Below are 19,571 nucleotides of genomic sequence, written 5' to 3' on the forward strand. Positions count from 1 at the left end.
GGAAAGATTCATGCCTCGTGGGCCTGAACGACGGCGTATGCTGGTCGATACGCACACCCACGCGTGGGGAGCGGACACCGCGGAGTTGCCGTGGCGACACCCGGACGTGACGCCGCCGGGGTGGAGCGGGCCGTACACGCACGCGGACCTCGTCGCGGACATGGATCGGGCCGACGTTGCCGAGGCCGTCGTCGTGACCACTCCGCTGTACGGTCGGGGCGAGCGGGCCAACGAGTACACGAAGCAGGCCATCGAGGCCCACCCAGACCGCCTCTACGGCGTCGGGCTGATCGACTTCTTTCCGGACGCCGAGCGGCCCGATCCCGCTGGGCAGTTGGCGCGCGTCGTCGACCACGACCGGATGCTGGGCGTCCGGTTGCACGCCGCCTTCGAGTACGCCGTCGCGCCGACGACGATCGATCGCTCCGGGACGTGGTTCCTGGACGACTCGCTGACGGAGTTCTGGGAGACTGCCGGAGCCCTCGATACGGCCGTCTTCGTCTTCCCGAAGGCCCAACAGCTGCGCGACGTGGCACGGCTCGTCCAGCGCCACCCCGACGTGACGTTCGTGATCGACCACATGGGGTGGCCAGACGAGACGACGGCACCGGACGCCGCGCCGTGGACCGACTTCGAGGCCCTCGCCGACGCCGACAACGTCGCGGTCAAGGTGAGTTCGGTGCCCCGGTCGTCGGGAACGTCTTGGCCGTACGCGGATCTGCACGACTACCTCCGGCGACTTCTGGAGTGGTTCGGTCCCGAGCGGCTCATGCTGGGTTCGGACTACCCCTGGATGGACGAGTGGGCCGACTACGAGGCGTGTCTCTCGTGGCTCGACGCCGTCGACTGCCTCTCCTGGCGCGACGAGGCGTACCTGCGCTATCGGACCTTCCACGAGATCCACCGGGTGTGACGCCGTGTCCCGCGATGGGCCATCCCGGCCGGAGCGATCGCCCAGTAGCTACTCGTCGCTGGTGAACGACCAGATCTCGTCCATCGTCGGCATCTCGCCCGTCTCCGGATCGACGCCCGAGCGTTTGAACTGGTCGACGTGGGCCTCCCACTCCAGACACGCCTCGTCGCTCTCGTAGCGCTCCTGGTAGGCCTCGAACGACTCGGCTTCGACGACGCAGACGGCGACGTCGCCCTCGACGAACAGGCGGAACTCCTCGACACCGCCCGCTTCCATCGCCCGCGTCACCGCCGCGGGGACGTGCTCGTGGCTCTCGACGTACTCGTCGACGCGGTCTGGGTCGAGTCGCTGCATGACGACGACAGTCTCGGTGTCGTTTCCCATGCGCCAGGCTGGACGGCCAGCCCGTAAATAGGTGTCCCCGCTCGGGGCGTCGCTTCACGTAGATTTAAGACGAGCCTGGCGTAACGGTGGCGTATGTCAGAGACAGCCCAGTCTCCCGAGTCACTCGCATCGGACGACGTGGTCGGCGCGTACGTCGCCGACCGCTGCCTGCCGGACGTGGACATCCCGGCCTCGAAGCTCACGCACGTCTACTACGCGTTCGCAGACGTTGCCGACGGCGTGATCGACGACGACGCCGAGCACATCGACGAACTGGTCGCGCTCCGCGAGGACAATCCCGACCTGCAGGTCATCGTCTCCGTCGGCGGCTGGGGCCGCTGTGAGGAGTTCCCCGACATCGCGGCGACCGCGGAGAGCCGCGACCGGTTCGCGGACAGTGCCATCGAGTTCGTCCGCGAGCACGACCTCGACGGCATCGACTACGACTGGGAGTTTCCCGACGAGGACGAGGCCGACGACTTCACGGCGATCCTGGAACACCTGCGCGAGCGCCTCGACGAGGCCGGGCGCGAAGACGGCCGCGAGTACCTGCTCACGTCGGCACTGAGCAACCTGCCGAGCCACCTCGTCGGCGTGGACCTGCCGGCCGTCGCCGAGCGCCTCGACCTCGTCAACGCGATGACCTACGACATGCTCCCCAACGAGCGGAGCCACCACACGAACCTCTACACGTCGTCGCTGAACCCGCGTTTCAGCGTCGCCGACACCGTCGAGACGTACGTCGAGGCCGGCGTCCCGCGGGAGAAGATCGTCGTCGGCAGCGGGTTCTACTGCCGTGGGACGGAACGCATGGGCTACGAGGAGATGCAAGCCGAGTTCGGCGACGACGACAGCTACACCAGGAAGTGGGACGAGGACGCCAAGGCACCCTACCTCGAAGCCGAGGGCGAGTTCATGAGCTACGACGATCCCGAGTCCATCGGTCACAAGGTCGAGTACCTCCGCGAGGAGTCCCTGCGGGGGATCATGTGCTGGCAGTACGGCCACGACGCCCAGCACGACGAACTGCTCGACGCGATGTACGGTCGGATGGTCGAGACGGCCGACGAAGCGTAGATCTCGCCGCCGCGATTGCACCGCCCGACGCGTCGGGCGGCTGGCGGCGAACCGTTCTGGGAAGCCAATCGTTTTGTACTGGGGGCGTGGCTACGGCCAGTATGGGCGAGCAGTACGATCCGACCTGGGAGTCGATAGACGAGCATCCAGTTCCAGACTGGTTCGAAGACGCGAAGCTCGGGATCTTCATCCACTGGGGTCCGTACTCGGTGCCCGGGTGGGCACCGGTCGGGAGCTACGCCGAGTGGTACCCCTTCGGGATGTACCGCGAAGACAGCGAGATCCGCGAGTACCACGAGGACGAGTGGGGCGAGGACGTGGAGTACCTCGACTTCGCCGAGATGTGGGACGCCGAGCACTGGGACCCCGAGGAGTGGGCGTCTTTCTTCTCGGATGTGGGTGCGAGATACGTCGTCATGACCGGCGAACACCACGACGGCTTCCCGCTGTGGGACAGCCACTACATGCAGTACAACGCCGCCCAGATGGGGCCAGAACGGGATCTGGTCGGCGAACTCTGTGAGGCAGTCCGGGCGGAGGGGCTTCGCTTTGCGCCATCGTATCACGCCAACCAGAACTACTACCAGCCCGAGTTCGACGGGCTGTTCGGCCACCCCGACTACGACGCGACCACCATCGAGGACGCCGTCCCCGGCCCGGAGTACGTCGACTTCATGAACGCGAAACACCGCGAACTCATCCGCAAGTACGAGCCCGACCTGCTCTGGTTCGACACCCCCCGGATCGACGGTGATCGCCTCGACGCCCAGGAACTCGTCGTCGACTTCTACGAGCGCGCGGCCGAGGAGTGGGACAAGGAAGTCGCCGTCAACGACCGCGCCGCCCAGGAGTCGTGGGGTCACCACGGCGACTTCGTCACCCCCGAGTACGACCACCTCGACGACATCCACGAGGGCAAGTGGGAGATGTGTCGAGGCGTGGGCTACTCCTTTGGCTACAACCGGGCCGAAGACGAGGACGACCACCTCGACGGCGACGAACTCGTCGCGATGTTCGTCAACGTCGTCAGCAAGAACGGGAACCTCCTCATCAACGTCGGCCCCAGAGCCGACGGGACCATCCCGGAACTCCAGCGTCGCCCCATCGAGACGCTGGGCGAGTGGCTCGACGACAACGGAGCGGCCATCTACGGGACGACCTACTGGGCCACGTGGGGACGCGATCCCGTCGCCGAGGCCGAGCCAGAGGAGACACAGTCCGAGGAGGGACTCCCCGACGACCCGGAGAACCACGGCGTCCGGTACACGTGGAAGGACCGCACGCTCTACGTCCACTTCCTCGACGAGCCCGACGAGACAGAGCCCCTCGCACTCGGGGAACACGCCGATCTGTCCGGTCTGTCGACAGCCGAAGTCGTGGCCACCGGCGACGAGGTTCCCCTGACCGTCGAGGACGGTGTCGTCACCCTGGAGATTCCGGACGCGGCCGTCGACGAACGCGCCACGACGGTCGCGCTCTCTGACGTGCCCAACCCGCGGGACGACGTGAACTCGGGACAGTAGACCGTCGGCAGGCCGACCGTCGAGCGAGTGTCGCGTCGTCGACGCCGCCCCGTCGATTGCGATCCGTTCCCACAGATTTTTTACCGCCGGCACTGTCGGTCCGCTATGCGTGTCGCAGTCGCGACGATCAGTCACGAGACGAATACGTTCACAGATCGACCGACGACGTTGGCCGACTTCGAGACCGCGACCGGCGAAGCGCTGCTCGACTCCTTCGCCGCCAAGCGGTCGCTGGACGGCATCGTCGACCGGCTCCGCGAGGCCGACGTGGAAGTCGTCCCGACGGTCGGGGCCGCGAACATCCCCTCTGGTACGGTGACGGCCGACGCCTTCGAGTGGATGCGGTCGGAGCTCGCCGACCGCCTCGACGCCGACCTCGACGGCGTCTGTCTCGACCTCCACGGTTCGATGTACGTCGACGGCGAGCCCGACCCCGAGGGGGCGATCCTCGAAACCGTCCGCGAGGCCGTCGGCGACGACGTGCCGGTCACCGCCGCACTGGACATGCACGCGACCATCACCGAGGGGCTGGTCGAGCGAGTCGACGGCGTCGCGGGGTACCGGACCGCGCCACACACCGACGTGGTCGAGACGGGCGAGCGCGCGGCCGACCTGCTGGTCGCAGACCTCCGGGGGGAACTCGACCTGGCGCTGGCCTGGGAGTCCATGCCGATGATACTGGCCGGCGAGCGATCGGAGACGGAAGCCGAGCCCATGCGGACGCTGATCGAACGTCTCCGGGAAGCCGACGAGCGCCCGGGCGTCGCCGACGCCAACTACTTCCTGGGCTTTCCCTGGGCCGACTCCCCCCACGCGGGGTGTCACGCGCTCGTGACCGGCGACGCGAGCGCCCGCGAGACAGTCACGGAGACGGCGGCCGACCTCGCGACCTCGTTCTGGGAACGTCGCCGGGAGTTCGACTTCACCACCGAAGCACACTCGCCGACGGAGGCGCTGACGGTCGCGGCCGGCGAAGACGCGCGGCCGGTCGCCGTCGCCGAGACGGGCGACATCCCCGGTGCCGGCGGCAGTCAGGACGCCGTCGACTTCCTCGAACGTCTGCTGGATCGCGACGACCTCGACCGGCCCATCGCCGCGATCTACGCGGACCCGGACAGCTACGACACCTGTGTGGCTGCCGGCGCGGGCGCGACGGTCGAGCTCGAACTGGGTCAGTTCGTCGATCGAGAGGGCGGCCTCGAACTCAGGGGGACGGTCGAGCGGGTCGAAAGCTACGAGCGGGCCGCCGTCGCCCACCTCGCGACCGACAGCGCCGACGTGTTCGTCGCAGACTGCAAGACGAACTTGCACCGGGACCCCGACTTCTTCGCGGACTTCGGTCTCGACCTCGCCGAGCGCGGCACCGTCGTCCTCAAGAGCGGCTACCTCAGTCCGGCCTGGAAGGAGGTCGCGGCCAGGCGGCTGTTCGCTCTCACTGCCGGCGATACGAACCAGCGCGTCGAGGAGACACCGTACGAGCACGTCCCGCGCCCGATCTATCCGGCCGATCCAGCGGCGACCTTCGAGAGTAACGCGAGGTGGTCGGCGTGAACGCCGCCATCTGGGCACACCCGTGGGACCTCGTCGACGAGGGACCGGAGCGGGCCGCCGAGCGTCTCGCGGCCCTGGGGATCGACGAGGTGAACCTGGCGACGACGATGCACTCCGTGCAGACACTCAATCCGCACAACCCCGAGCGGAAGACGTTCTTCGCCGACGCCAGTGAGTACTTCCAGCCCGACTGGGACCGCTACGGCGAGATCACGCCCGACGTCAACGAGACGATGGGAGACGACGACTGGCTGGCCGAGATCGCGGCCGGCTTCGAGGGCACCCCCGTCGATCTGAACTCGTGGGGTGCGACGTTCCACAGCTCTCGGCAGGGCCAACGTCACCCCGACGCCACGCTCACGTCCCCGTTCGGCGACTCGCTGGTGTTCGGTCTCTGTCCGTCCCACCCCGACGTACAGGAGTTCGGTATCGAGCTGACGGGTGACCTCGGCGACCGTGATGTCTTCGAGACCGTCGAGATGGAGTTGGCCGACTACCAGTACGGCACCGGCTACGGCTGGCACCACCAGGAGTTCTTCCACCGGCTGGGCCGACTCGGCGAGTTCCTCTTTGGCCTCTGTTTCTGCGAACACTGTCAGGACAACGCCCGGGCGGCCGGCGTCGACGTCGAACGCGCCCGGCAGTCGGCCCGCGCGGGGCTGACAGACCGGTTCGAGGGTCGTCTCGCCCACGATACCGACGTGGGTGGCTGGCTCATGGAACACCCCGAGGTGTTCGCCTACGCCGACGCGCGCCGCGAGACGCTGACCGAGCTGTTCGGCGCGTTCGACGACGTGCTCGGAGACACCGACTTCGGCTACTACTTCAAGATGGGGGGCCTCGGCGACGACCGGATGGGCGTCGAACACTCCTGGAAGCACGGTCTCGATCTCTCGGGGATGTCTCAGTACATGGACGAAGCGACGGTTCTCGCGTACCACTCCGATCCGACGGTGGTCCGAGACGACGTTCACACGACCCGGTCGCTCGTCGACGCCCCCGTGCGGGCGGGCATCCTCGCGGGCGATCCGATCGTCCACTCGCGGGCACAGCTCCGCGAGCAGGTCGAGGCGGCCGTCGACGCGGGTGCCGATTCGCTGTCGTTCTACGGCTACGGCGTCGTCCCCGAGCGAAACCTGGAGTGGATCGGCGACGTACTGGCGACGATCGAGTGAGACGGCAGAACGCCCCTCATACGGATTGTTGTCGCCGTTTGCCGGTCGATCGCACGGCATCCGGCCGAACGATGTGCGGACGGGCTCGGGAGACGGCGGATAGGGTCTCCCGGTGGCGTGGGGCCGATCCGGTACAGATCGACAATAATCCGTATCACTCACATTCGAGTTCACAGACCGTCACGTCCGCGAACGTCGCCTCGCACTCGTCGGTCGGAATCGCACCCGAGACGGCGAGTCCGACGTGGATCGGGTCCGACAGGGCGACCGGACGCTGGTCTAGGCGACGCCAGTTCGATCCGTCGAGCGAGACGAGGTAGGTCACCGTGTCGCCGATCCGGTCGATCCGGAGCCACTGCGGTCCCGCGTCGTCGTCGAGCAGATGCCGGCTCGTCTCGCCGCCGGGGTCGGTCCGCCAGAGAATCTCCGTCCCGCGCCCGACCGTCCAGCCGAGGAAGCCGTACGGGTCCTCGGGACCGAGTCCGTCCCGGACCATGAGCCCGCCAGAGCCGTAGTCGTTGACGTGTTCGATGTCGACGAGTCGCGCCTCGATACGGGCGTCGCCCTCGACGGCGGCGTGTGCGAAGTAGTAGTCTCGCTGCTGTCGCTGTGTCCCCGTCGTTCCGGCCAGCGTCCACCAGTTGCTCACGGACTCGACCTCGACGCTGCCGGTCACGTCACCCTCGCCGACCGGATCGCTCTCGGTGAGCGAGTGGTCGGCCCCCGGAACACAGTCCGTCTCCGTGCCGGTGACGACCAGCGGACCACGGATCTCGATGCGCGTCCCCGACTCGTCACGGTCGGTGACCGTGAGCGACCAGTTGTTGCGCTCGACGATCTCGGAGACGAACGCGAGGCCCGATCCCTGTCCGTCGTTCGGCGTCACGAATCCACTCTCGGTCGCTCGCCCGCAGTCGGCCGACGACGTGGGCGCGTCGTGGGCGACGTAAAATCCCTCCTGGAGTGCGCCGACGGACACCGTCACGTCCTCGCCGCTGTCGGCCGCGTGTCGGAGGAGGTGCTCGACGATCGGACGGATGCCGCCCATCGACGCGTGGATGAGGGTCTCGTCGGGTACGTGCAACGCCAGCTGTGCGTCGCCGGTCGCGATGAACGACCAGACTTCGTTGACGACGTAGGCCAGATTGACGCTGTTCGTGGCACCGACGTTCGGGGACTTGCTCGCGAGCGTACTGAGGTCGCGAAGTCGCTGTTCCATGCGGTCGTGAGCGCTCTCGATGGCCCGAAACGCGTCGTCGTCGCCCGTCTCGCGAGCGATGCCGAGCTGTCCGTTCGCCGACTGGAGCGTGTCGAGCACCTCCTCGGAGAGGAACGTCGCGAACTGGTCGAAACGGTCTTCCAGCAGTTCCAGTCGCCGCTCCTGCTGCTTGAGGTCCGTGATCTCGTAGGACAACCCCAGCAGTCCCTTCACGCTGCCGTCGTCGTCGTGCCACGGGACCTTGGTCGTCCGTGCCCAGTATCGGTTGCCCGGCGGTCCGGGAGCCTCCTCGCGGTCGACGATGCGCTCGCCGTTCTCGATGACCCGCATGTCGTGGTCGTAGAACTGCTCGGCCGACTCGGGATCGTACGCGTACAGCTCCCGGTCGGTCTTCCCGACGACGACCTCCGGGTCGATACCGCCCCACGCCTCCGTCTTCCGGAGGTGCCGACCCTGCTCGTCTTTCACGAACATGGGGATCTCGATCGAGGACAGGAACGACTGGAGCATGTCACTCTCCTCTGCGGTTACCAGCCGATCACGGTACGTTTCGAAGTGGTCCGTGACGATATCACACAGCTCCTCGTCCGACGCCGAAGTCGGCAGGAGCGTCGTCTCTCCGGCACTGGTCACGACGCTCACGTCGGTCACCGAGCCGTCGAACAGGAGCACGACCGGCAGATACTCGTCGTGGTCTGTGACGGTCCGCCGGAACCCGACGACGCCGTCGCAGTCGGCCGCGAGTACGACACAGCCAACGTCGTCGTGCTCCGAGAGGACAGCCGTGGCCCGGTCTGTCGATTCGGCGACGTACACGCTGTCGGCCACGTCGGCGAGGACCGTTTCGAGCCGCTCACGTCGCGAGGTCGGGGCACCGACGACGAGAACTGCCTTCGGTGGGGAGAGTATCGGGTTCATCGACGCCACGACGTAGTGCCCGTCCCGAGAATACAAAACGTTTGGCAACACGCACCGCAGTGCGAGGGTCCCCGAGGGAATCCATCAATCGGTGACGAGTGCGTGAATCGGTCCGAGTGAGGTGAGATAGTGCGGGTTCGAACACAGACACTCGATTTGATACACAAATACACCAGTATATAGTTCCAGAACAGGTGTGTGGTGAGATATCGGGGTTTTTTGTCCCTGATAACGCCCAGGCGCAGACAGAGAGGGCAATAAAGGCCGTGGATAGATGCACAACAGATAAATGGTGAGTCTTCTACGACACCGAGCGGGAGGAGAAATTCATCCCGGCAAAGAGGCGTCTACTTCGTCGTGTAGACGGAGAAGGGCGGTCCAGAGACCGCGTCGACGAGGGCGTCGTCGGCCGTGAACGTCGCCGTGTGATTACCCGAACATCTGGCGCATCTATGGAGTAGCCGAGGTACAATTGATATACACTTTTATAATACCTCGAATCCAATCATAGCTATGACCAAGGGAGAGAATAAAACTAAGCAGATTCTCATCAGGGTCTCACCCTCGAAAAAAGAGGAGTGGGAGGAGGCGACCATCGAGAACGACGATAACCCATACACATCACTTGCAGGAGCTATCCGAGCGGCAATGCAGTCTACCTTTTTCTCGGAGAAAGACGATGAAGGAGAAGAAGGGCGGGTCCAAGCAGAAGTCGATATGGAACCGTTGTCCGAGAAGATGGATATGGTTCTCAACCGAATAGACTCGCTCGAACGACGTGTTGACGAACAGAGTACGAAGGTCTCGTATGATGTCGCTACAACGGCGAAGACGCTGAACGATTATCTCTACGTAATCGAATCAGAGAGCGAATTACCACCAATATCAGAAGCCTCTGGAGCCGATGATTATATGCAACGTGCAAAGCAGTTAGGCACAGCAAGTGCGTGGGCCGAAGCGATAGATGACGCTGATGAAGTTGAAGTCCGACAGGCATTGAAATTCCTCTCTAAAGAGAAAGAACACGTTCACTCGACCGAGACAAACGGATTCACTCGATACTACAAGGTTCCTCAGGAGTAATCTATGGGAGTAAGTGAAACACCAGATGTCGTTCTCGACGGCCAATACAAAAAGTTATACGAAGAATACGGTGCATTCACGGTCGACAATTACGATAAAGAGAATTCAGGCACACGAAGGAAAGCCGGAGTCAAGAAATGGTTAGGGTGGTGTCAAAACGAAGATATTAACCCATTCGAAGTTACAGAGTCCGAGATACACCAATACATCCGCTCCGTCAATAACTTAGCTGATACCTCCGTTTCCTCCCTTTTCTCGTCCGTCTCTATGTTCTACCTCTGGATAATCCCAGAGGACTACCCAATCGAAGAGAATCCAACCTCCGATATAGACCTCAAAGACCACTACAACCTGAAGCCGCAGACGGCTGAATACGTCAAAGTACTCCGGCGAGAGGGACGAGAGAACGTCAAAGCACTCCCAAAGGACAGAATCACCAAAATATTCGACCATATGGGGAACCCTCCAATCAGAAATTCTCTACTTGCGAGACTTGCGTGGCAAACAGCTCTCCGAACCGACGAAATCAGCCGAATAAAAATCGACAACATCGATTTCGGAAAACGAGAGATACGAATCCGAAGCTCCAAACTGAACCCCGAAGACCACCCCGACCTCTATATCCGGAGAGTCTACTACAACTCCAACTTAGACGAACTAATGAAAGACTGGATAAACAAACGACGAGCCGCCCTCTCACCCCACGCCAGCGACTCACCATACCTCTTCCTCACACACCAGTCCAAACAAATGAGACCATCACACATCTCCAGACTCATCAAAGACGCCGCCCACGACGCCGGTATCCAAGAACCAATCTGTACAGACGGCAACGGAAACACACGATGGCTCGTAACAGGACACCGAATCCGGCACTCTCGAATCTCCTACCTCGCAAACGAGACCCCAATGACACTACCTGCAATCCGCAAAATGGCCGGACACGCCAAAATATCTACCACACAAGACTACATCACAACTGATTGGGAACAAGTCAGAAAAGACTACCTGCGAAGTACCAGCTGAAAATCCCAGTTAAATAATCTCATAGGAACGGTACAGTTCGAAGGCCGTCTGGAAATCAAGACTCGCACTCATAGTTCACCACCTGCCTCGACAGGCGTAACATCCTCTTCTCGCTCCTCGACCACCCGAAGTCAGAGAAGGCGTCCTTCATTAGCGAGAGGGCCGAGAACACATCTTCCTCGACCGGCTTGTTGCGAGCGTGAAGACGGGCAAGAACAGAGAAGAAGTCCACATAACCGGCTACGAAACCTGTGAGGAAGCCCTTCAAGCCACACCTTCGATGGTACAACAGGAGAAACACGAAGACAAGTGAAAAAGATAGTCGACCACGACGACCTCCGTAACATTGGAGAAGTCTTCCCCGCATTCGAACCCTAAAGTGTGGCCGTAGAGTTCTCCTCTTTTCTTCTTACAATCTCCATACAGTATTCGAGAAGAACCCCTATTCTTCCACTCCAACTTGGAACCCTCTAAAGCTCGCTTCGCTCGCTTGTTATGATGGGTTCTACCTCCGAGAAATATTTTTTTGAATCTCTGAGACAGCCGCTCTCTGAGTAGTTCCGATGAATCGGCGTTCTACCGCTCTTTATGATACCCCCGGAACCGCTGGATTTCGCCGTTTTCAATAGGGTTATGATAGGTTTTAGGGGCTTCGCCCCTCTGTTGTTGTATCGGGTTAGCTTAGGGTGGAACCGGCAGGTTGCGACCGCAGGTGGTAACTATAATAATATGAAATAAGGTAATATACCCTTATTTTATAAATATGGTTCAGGGTTTTACCCTGATTCTAGCCCAATACTTATCACCCTGATTGTTGTAATGTTTAGTATGCAGACAATTGCATATCAGAAAAGAAGTGATGAACTGAATGAGAAACAGCCAGAACTACACCCTGAGACGTACAAAGAATTAATGGAGTTTGCGTCCGAGAATGACGGTTTCACGGTGTGTAACATCGTAAATGAGGCGTTGGCGCAGTTTCTTGCAGTTGGTGATTTAGCCCGTACGCAAGCGCTTGTAGAAGAACGCCTGCGGTCGAAGAATGTACCGTTGCCCAAAGCGTCTATCTCAGAGACGCAGAAAAAAATATCTCAGGTTGAGGCGAATGAGAAGTCGTGGAATCAAGTGTTTGATTTCCATACAGTCGATGAATGGAAGACTGCGAAAGACGAAGTTGAGGGTGTTACCCTGAAATTGGCAGATGGTGAAGAGAAAGAGACAGATGATTATACTATTTACCTGAATACGAACTTCGAACTTTGGGACGCCGTTTCAGAAACTCCTTCATATCGGTCTTACATCGTCAATGCGGCAGTTGAGTGGTGGTTTGACTCTCCTTTCAATGGTTCCTGTGACCACATCCTGAGCCTTCAACAGCTTCTGGCCGTAGCGGAGGGTGAGACAGTCACGTATGATGAGGCGACGGAATGGGTTCAGCGTCGTATGGATAAGGTTCGTAAGGAGTCTGATGGTGAGCATCACGATGAGTGGGAAGCGTTGTTCGATGATGATGCTGAACTTGATTCGTCTGGAATGGACGTTGAAGATATTCGTGTACACCACGAAGTCGAGATTACAGAGGAAGAAGCTATTGAGGCACGGAATGAAGATAAGTTCAATGAGGGTGCGAACCGTGCGGGCGTGCTTCGTGCGGTGATGAGGTCGAAGGATAGAACAACTTGGAGCAGGGAAGAGGTGGAGAAACTGAATGAGAAGATAAACGGTGATATGCAGACACAGGTAACGAAGGACGGCTATGTTGATACTGTAATGGAGTCGCTTGAAGATATGGTTGAGTTTGGAGCGTCTGAGCTTGTTGACGATATAAAAGAAAGTATTATCGATGAGCGTGGTCCCAGTAAAGGAGAGACGACTTCGAGCGGACATTCGAAGCGTCTTATATTTCGTGAGGATAATCTGACGTGGATTGATGATGTCGTCGGTGAGGAGCTGAAGGAAGAATACCCCACGATTGAGTCTCTTGGAGGGAACGTTGCACAATGTGTTGCTGATGTTGTCGAACAGAAGGAGCGTGATTCGGCAATGGTTGCTCTTGCGCTAATTAATGAAACGCCACAGAAGGCGTGGGAGGCTGAGGGTCTGACTCACGAGACTAATGCGAAGGACCTAGAGATGTACCTAAACGAACTTGACTTCGTACATCACAAGGTTTGTGATGTTTGTGAGGAGTTGTTGGATATTGAGGTTGAGAAGAAGAAATAACGGCCAACGTCTTTTTCTTTGGTTTTTTGCGATAGTTATATGGTATATACATTTATTAGCAAATTACTATGATTTCTCTTGATGTTCTTGATATTCAATTCTTGGTATTCAAGGACTATCAAATACCGACCCCTAAAGTTTTTATTACAAACCCCGATACGACAGGGTTCCCATTGGACCCCCCCATGGATGAGTTGCTTTCAATAGACTGGTTGTTGACCAATTCTGAGATAGATTCTGTGAGGGGCATTTGATATTCATATAAGTTCAAACTTTGACTCTAGGAAATCAATAGAGCAGAGTAAGAGTAATGTGGGTAGTGTGACTTGCCAAAGACATGCAAACTACAGCAGAGAGGACTATCTCTGATTTAATCACCCCCTCTGATGAAATTCTAAATGAAGATGGACAAATTACTACACGAAACCTGCTTGATGAGGTCGACCTATACAACCTCTATGACGAATCAGATGTTCCGGAAAAGGACCCGGAGCGAATTCTCAGAATCACGTACCCAACAAGGACACTCCAAAATATAATTAAGCGGACTACAGAGCGGTTTGACCCTGAAAATAGCCTTCACGAAGGGGCACACGTCATCGGCGGTGACTTTGGTAGTGGGAAATCTCACGTCGGCTTGGTTCTCTACCATCTCTTCAATCAGACTGACCTCGGACAGAAGTGGCTCGATAGAAATGGCATAGATGCGACTCTCCCTGATGAGGCACAGGTGTCTGCTCTCCAGATGCTCAATCTGGATAACCCTTCAGGCGAGACCATCACTCACCTCTGGCAACCTATCTTCCGAGAACTTGGTGCTGAGGAGATGCTGGACGACATCGGTGGGGTCCCGACCTACGCAGATATTCGTGAAGCGGTTGGAGACAAGCCAACGGTTCTGTTTGTCGACGAAATTGAGCGGTGGCTTGGAATGAGTTTCCGGCGAGAGTACTGGGATGATAACCTTGGGTTCCTCCAAAATCTGATGGAGGCAAGCGAACGAGAGGACACTAATCTCGTCACCTTCGTTTCGCTCCTATACAATGACCTCGAAGTGGATGATATTGCGGGCCGCACGAATCCGTTCATTCACAACCTCACCGCCCGACAAGACGAGAAAATCCAATTTCTCACACATCGACTCGTCGGAAGTCGGGATGACCCAGAAGGTATCGACAATCTCGCAGAGGATTATATTGGTGCGTACGAATCTTCGGACCTCATCGACTTAGAGGACTACCAGAAGATGGAAGAGAATATTCAACAGTACTATCCCTTCCACCCCGATGCGCTGAATCTCCTGATGCAGAAATTTAGCGGGAGTGGGTCAAATGACGCCCGAGGTCTCCTATCGTTCCTTACCGAGGTCTTGGCAGACAACTACGAAGAGAATGACCTCATCCTGACTGGGGATGTAGACGTAGCTCGTGACCAGCTTCTCGACAGACTCTACGCCATCGACCAAGAGCTACTTCCACGGTACGAGGCCGACCACGACCGGCTCTCGTCAGATGGCGGCTTCGAAACCCACGTAGAGGAGCTTCTGAATGTTGTTCTACTCTACAGCCTTTCGGAAGGTGGTCGAGTTGGCGCAAATCGACGTGAGATGCTGATGGGAACACTTCGACCCGGCATCAACTCCCACGAAATCATCCAGACTGTCACAGGGAAAATTGAGGGATATGCGTGGCACATTCACCGTCTTAATGGAGAATACTCTTTCGACGTAGATGAGAATCCTGCCGCCCGTATCGAAAAGAAAGCCGAAGACGTTCACACAAATGATGCAGTACACCGAATCGAGAATCTCGTTTTAGAGAAGCTCTTTGGAGAGAAGGATAGCGTACACATTTGGAGTCCGGTCAATACTGAACAGGAAATAGACGACACCAAAGGTCTCCGAATACTGGTGCGGCTCGACTACCAGCGCAACTATGACGACGAGTTCAAAGAACTCATTGAGGGGCGAGAATTCCCTAACACGCTAATCGTTGTTGGCCCGGAGGGAGATATTGAATCGAACACGGGTATCATCAAAATGGCTAAGAGCGTTGTCGCTGGCGAGCAACTGAAACAGCAGGGTGGTGAGCTTCCCGAAGGATTCGATGAAATCCACCAGCAGAATCACGACAACCTATTGGAGCGGACTCGTGAGAAGTTCGGTTCGGTCCATATCCCCACCCAACGAAGAGGAACGACTCGCCTTGTCCCCTCGAAACTGAGCGTCAGGGACAATGAGAACTTCTACGATGCGACAATCCGAATTGTAGCCCCTGACGAGAGCGACATCAGCAAGGCAGTAAGAGAGATTCTTGACGAAGAGGGAGAGAGCGGTCTTCAGTTCAAATATCTCCAGAAAGACTTCTACACGGATGTTAGCCGACCCACGTTGACAGACGCTAATGAGTTCGAGGAAATCGTTCTCGACCTCTGTGCGCAGGGTGAGATTGCTATAGACGGAACTATCGACAAGCGACCGTCTTCCATCGGCGGAAATTCGACAGTTATCCACGCAGACTACGTTTCAGTCGACGTGGAGGGCGGCGGAGAAGGTGGAGACGAAGGAGGATTCGGTGGCGTCGACGTTGGCGGGTCGGAAGGTGGTTCGTCTGGGGGCGGCTCCCTTGGTGGGTCCGCAGGCGGTTCTGCTGGTGGAACAACCGGTGGTTCTGGCGGAGGGTCAACGCCGACCATTGAGACCTTCCCTTCGATGCCACCCCTGAGTGCGGACAATAAGTTCTCGCTCGTAGACGACCTCGAACGCCAGTTGAATTCCTCGTGGAAAATTCACGAGATGAAAATAACGGTCGATGCTTCCCTTTCAGATGGCGACCTCGATAAACACGGATTGAACGGCTACTCCGAATTGAACGGAACTTCGCTTCGAGAGCGTTTCAAATTCGACCCGGAGAGTCCGCTGTCGAAACGACGGGTGTTAGATATTGTTGAAGACTTGGATGTTCCCGCTAGTGCTTCGATAGACGTTCGGATGGAGGTACAAAAGAATGAGTGAACCCCTTTGGGGGGTTCGAGAGGTAGAAAATCTAACTGAAGGAGACGTACTCGATGGGGCATTTGAGTGTCTTCGCCGTATCTGGCAACGGGAGGACGCTCTCGATGGAAAGGTGGTTGCCGGCCGAGAATACCGAACCCGTCTCTTAGAGTGCGAACTCACACGCCAGTATCCGGGGCTATATGACGATTTAGTGGGACAGGTGGGGAATCACCCACTTACCGAACTGGATGACGGTTGTGGGGTGATTATGGACGCTCTCAGTCTACGGGAGGGTTTTCAATTAGAACGGGAGCTATCCGAGGAATTTGATTGGGAGGTCAGCTTTGACTGGGCGGCAGTCGAGGCGCTCCCGACCGAGACAGAATTCATCGCTGATGCGTGGTTTGGAGCTAACGGTGGAAAGCAGGCCAGTATGAAACACGACGACGTAGCCTATCTTGGAGAGCCAGAAGTCCCACAATTACCCGGCACAGACCCCGAGTATGTCTGGTCTCGTTTTCCCGATAAACGCCTGCACTCAGCGCAAGAAGGCAAATACACGATTACAGAACTTCGGGAGGTCTACGAAGAGGCGAAAGACCTGCTCATTGAGATTGTCAACGAAAGCGCCCACGACGAATTTCTCGTGACAAGTGACCACGGCTACGTGAATTTCTCGGGAAACAACCCTTATCGCCTATCTGAGGAACACGAGGAAATCTTGAAGGACAAATTTAGCGGGCGGTTTAGAGAGGTAGAGAATAGCGGTCTCCTCCGGAAACTGGAGGAAGACGACATCACAGTACGGAATGATGACTACTTCATGGTACGAGGTCACTATGACTGGACGACTCGGAGTGCATCGTCTAAAATCACACACGGTGGAGTGAGTCTCACGGAGGTTATGACTCCGGCTTTAAGTATCAAGACGAACGAGGTGAGTGTATAGATGGAATCTTGGGACAAACTTCCTCTCGGACTGATGGATGATATGGCTAAGCGAGAATCATACAACCGCTATCACTATCGTCCAATCTATTCACTACACAAATGGTGGGCAAGGAGGCCCGGAGCAACATTTCGAACTCTTGGGCTTGCTTGCTTAACAGACGAGAACGTATCGAAAGATGATATTCTGAAGCAGAATCAATCGGGTATCTACGAAGGCCTCTATCTTCAGAATCAAGAGGATAAGTTCTCTGACGAGACAGTATTAGACCCATTTGCGGGCGGAGGCACCACTCTTGTTGAATTGAATCGTCTCGGTGCGAACACAGTTGGGTATGAACTGAATCCCGTAGCTTGGTGGACAATAAAGAAATCTATTGACGAAGTGGATTTAGGACAACTACGGGAAGAGTTTGAGAACTTATTACAGGATGTGCGTGAGGAACTGGATGAGTTCTATACGACAACAGACCCTGATACAGGAAGAGAAGGTGAAATTCTATTTAGCTTTAAAAGTCAAGTGATAGAGTGTAACACCTGCGATGAGCAGGTCCGTCTCTTCAAGAACTATCGTCTTGCTAAAGCTCGAAAGACGATTGATGGTGCGGTATATTGCCCTAACCCGGACTGTGATGATAGGGTGATAACTTTCGACAGAGAAATCCAAGATTCCGAGACCTGTCCTTCGTGCGGGCAAACCTTTGACCCAAGCGACGGAAACTATAGCCGAGGTAAATACACCTGTAGTAACGGTCATAAACACGATGTTCGGGAGACACTACAAAGAAGAGGCAAAAAGCCTGAGTTCGAAGATTTCGTAATACAGTATCAGACTCCGACAGGAGATAAGAAATTTAAAGAAGTAGATGAAGATGACCGAGAAAACATAAACAAAGCTCAGGAAGCGTGGGATGAGTTTGACCCGACTGTATTTCCTCGTCAAGAGATTCCCGATGGCTACAATACTCGACAAATCAAGAACTGGAACTATGACTATTTCCACGAACTATTCACCGACCGCCAACTGTTGACCTTCTCAAAGGCATTTGAGAGAGCTTTAGAGGTCGATAACCAGAATGTTCAAGAATTTCTTATCACTGCACTATCTCGCTCCTTAGAGTATAACTCGATACTCTGTAGGTGGGAATATAATTACCAGCGAGCGACTAGTATTTTTGAGCGCCATATCTATATGCCAAAGGTACAACCAGTTACCGGAAACCCCCTCAACAGAGAAGACAATCTGAGTTCTTTAACAAGTGCGTTTAGGAAAGTCTACGACGCTAAGGAGTATTGTGAGGAACCATTTGAGAAGATGAAGGAGAACGGCTCCGTAAATAAATATGAGATTCAAAACGAATCAATTTCTGAAGAGCGTTTGGAGGACTTAGTATGTTCTACCTCCGAACACATAGACCGAAAGGATGGCAGTGTGGATTATATAATAACTGACCCTCCCTACTACGATAATGTTCAATATAGCGAGCTTTCTGACTACTTTTATGTATGGCTCAGGGAGTGTCTCAACGATGACTACGAAGAGTTCCAATCAGAGCGAGTGCCAAAGGCTCGGGAGATTGTAGCTAACGAAAAGGTGGGAAAGAGCGAGGACTTCTTTATCGAGTCGCTAAGTAACGTATTCTCGGAGTGCCATCGTGTTTTGGATTCTGATGGTGAGATGGTATTCACGTATCACCATAACGAAAATGAGGCGTGGTCGGTCATTCTGGAGGCTATAATCGAGAGCGGGTTTACTGTCACCGGAGCATATCCTGTGCAATCCGAGACAGATAATAATATGCACATAACTGACTTGGATAATACAGAATATGACATTCTCTTGTTCTGTAATAAGGAAGAGGTCAACACTGAAATCACCCTCTCTGAATTAAGAGATGACCTCTTCTTCGAGATTCAGGATATGGTGGAGCAGGAACGAGCCAAACACGAAGATATGTCAATTGCCGACCTCGGTGTAGTACTTCGTGGAAAATGTATGTACTACTATTCAAGACACTACCCAGAGGTATATGCGGAAGGTGAGCAGGTATCGGTAGAAGAAGCCTTGGATACTGTGGACAGCGTCATTGAGCAAGTCGTTGAAGGAACAGTCGACTTACCCCCATCTATTGACCAGCTCTCTCGCTCATACGCAGGTTTGCTTGATAGAGGAGCGGAAAACTATGACTCGCTAAATAAACAATTGATGGCGAAAGGGCTGAATGTTCAGGATTTGGAGGATGAGGAGTTAGTAGAAGGTCCGAGAAAACAAAAATCGCCAGTCTCGGGAGAAGATAGAATCGAGTATATAGAAAAGAAGCTCAATGGTCACGGCCCAGATGACAATGGGGATGCTCTACTAGCAATCGATAAAGTACATTACCTCGCTCATCTCTATCGGACAGAACAAAATACGATAGAGTACCTGAAAGCGTGGAAATCTGATGAGCTTGAGCAACTAGCTGAACACGTAGCTGATGCAACTGGTGACGACACGTATGAAAGCGTGATGGAAATGAACCTGATGCAGTTCTAA

At 56.6% G+C, this 19,571-nt stretch carries 14 protein-coding genes; 11 read left to right on the forward strand and 3 right to left on the reverse strand.

Translation table 11 applies throughout. The annotated features are described in order from the left end of the window. Positions 1–37: 37 nt before the first annotated feature. Positions 38–913, forward strand: coding sequence for an amidohydrolase (locus ACAH01_RS11595; RefSeq protein ID WP_372479281.1), 876 nt, complete (start codon positions 38–40; stop codon positions 911–913). Between the two features lie 48 nt (positions 914–961). Here the strand turns inward: ACAH01_RS11595 and ACAH01_RS11600 are convergent, their stop codons facing one another. Next, positions 962–1,297, reverse strand: a complete 336-nt coding sequence (locus ACAH01_RS11600) for an L-rhamnose mutarotase (RefSeq protein ID WP_372479282.1) — start codon at positions 1,295–1,297, stop codon at positions 962–964. 93 nt (positions 1,298–1,390) lie between these two features. On the opposite strand from ACAH01_RS11600, the gene ACAH01_RS11605 reads away from it, so the two are divergent. From ACAH01_RS11605 to ACAH01_RS11620, 4 genes are all read left to right on the forward strand, one after another. Further along, on the forward strand, positions 1,391–2,374 hold the full coding sequence (locus tag ACAH01_RS11605; RefSeq protein WP_372479283.1) for a glycoside hydrolase family 18 protein: 984 nt from the start codon (positions 1,391–1,393) through the stop codon (positions 2,372–2,374). 101 nt (positions 2,375–2,475) lie between these two features. After that, positions 2,476–3,897, forward strand: a complete 1,422-nt coding sequence (locus ACAH01_RS11610) for an alpha-L-fucosidase (protein ID WP_372479284.1) — start codon at positions 2,476–2,478, stop codon at positions 3,895–3,897. Between the two features lie 105 nt (positions 3,898–4,002). Further along, positions 4,003–5,448 (forward strand): M81 family metallopeptidase, encoded by a 1,446-nt coding sequence (locus ACAH01_RS11615; protein ID WP_170093866.1) that lies wholly within the window; start codon positions 4,003–4,005, stop codon positions 5,446–5,448. Further along, on the forward strand, positions 5,445–6,623 hold the full coding sequence (locus tag ACAH01_RS11620) for a hypothetical protein (protein ID WP_372479285.1): 1,179 nt from the start codon (positions 5,445–5,447) through the stop codon (positions 6,621–6,623). Before ACAH01_RS11615 ends, ACAH01_RS11620 begins: the two co-directional genes overlap by 4 nt. Before the next feature lie 154 nt (positions 6,624–6,777). Here the strand turns inward: ACAH01_RS11620 and ACAH01_RS11625 are convergent, their stop codons facing one another. Continuing rightward, positions 6,778–8,760: a PAS domain-containing protein gene (locus ACAH01_RS11625; protein WP_372479286.1), complete on the reverse strand. Its 1,983-nt coding sequence runs from the start codon at positions 8,758–8,760 to the stop codon at positions 6,778–6,780. Between the two features lie 513 nt (positions 8,761–9,273). On the opposite strand from ACAH01_RS11625, the gene ACAH01_RS11630 reads away from it, so the two are divergent. Together ACAH01_RS11630 and ACAH01_RS11635 are read left to right on the forward strand one after the other, a co-directional pair. After that, positions 9,274–9,843 (forward strand): hypothetical protein, encoded by a 570-nt coding sequence (locus tag ACAH01_RS11630; RefSeq protein WP_372479287.1) that lies wholly within the window; start codon positions 9,274–9,276, stop codon positions 9,841–9,843. A 3-nt stretch (positions 9,844–9,846) separates the two neighbouring features. Continuing rightward, positions 9,847–10,869: a tyrosine-type recombinase/integrase gene (locus tag ACAH01_RS11635; RefSeq protein ID WP_372479288.1), complete on the forward strand. Its 1,023-nt coding sequence runs from the start codon at positions 9,847–9,849 to the stop codon at positions 10,867–10,869. Between the two features lie 55 nt (positions 10,870–10,924). Here the strand turns inward: ACAH01_RS11635 and ACAH01_RS11640 are convergent, their stop codons facing one another. After that, on the reverse strand, positions 10,925–11,137 hold the full coding sequence (locus tag ACAH01_RS11640; RefSeq protein ID WP_372479289.1) for a hypothetical protein: 213 nt from the start codon (positions 11,135–11,137) through the stop codon (positions 10,925–10,927). Between the two features lie 560 nt (positions 11,138–11,697). Here ACAH01_RS11640 and ACAH01_RS11645 point away from each other — a divergent pair. The 4 genes from ACAH01_RS11645 (at position 11,698) to ACAH01_RS11660 (ending at position 19,571) form a co-directional block, all read left to right on the forward strand. After that, on the forward strand, positions 11,698–13,092 hold the full coding sequence (locus ACAH01_RS11645; protein WP_372479290.1) for a hypothetical protein: 1,395 nt from the start codon (positions 11,698–11,700) through the stop codon (positions 13,090–13,092). 337 nt (positions 13,093–13,429) lie between these two features. Next, entirely contained in the window at positions 13,430–16,105 is a 2,676-nt protein-coding gene (locus tag ACAH01_RS11650) for a hypothetical protein (RefSeq protein WP_372479291.1), read from the forward strand. After that, a complete protein-coding gene (locus ACAH01_RS11655) occupies positions 16,098–17,036 on the forward strand; it encodes a hypothetical protein (protein WP_372479292.1) in 939 nt (312 codons plus the stop codon). The genes ACAH01_RS11650 and ACAH01_RS11655 overlap by 8 nt, the downstream gene beginning before the upstream one ends. Next, positions 17,037–19,571 carry a DUF1156 domain-containing protein gene (locus ACAH01_RS11660; RefSeq protein ID WP_372479293.1) on the forward strand — a complete coding sequence of 845 codons (2,535 nt, stop codon included), beginning with the start codon at positions 17,037–17,039 and terminating at the stop codon, positions 19,569–19,571.

The sequence above is a fragment of the Halomicrobium sp. HM KBTZ05 genome (assembly GCF_041530035.1).
Classification (GTDB): Archaea; Halobacteriota; Halobacteria; order Halobacteriales; family Haloarculaceae; genus Halomicrobium.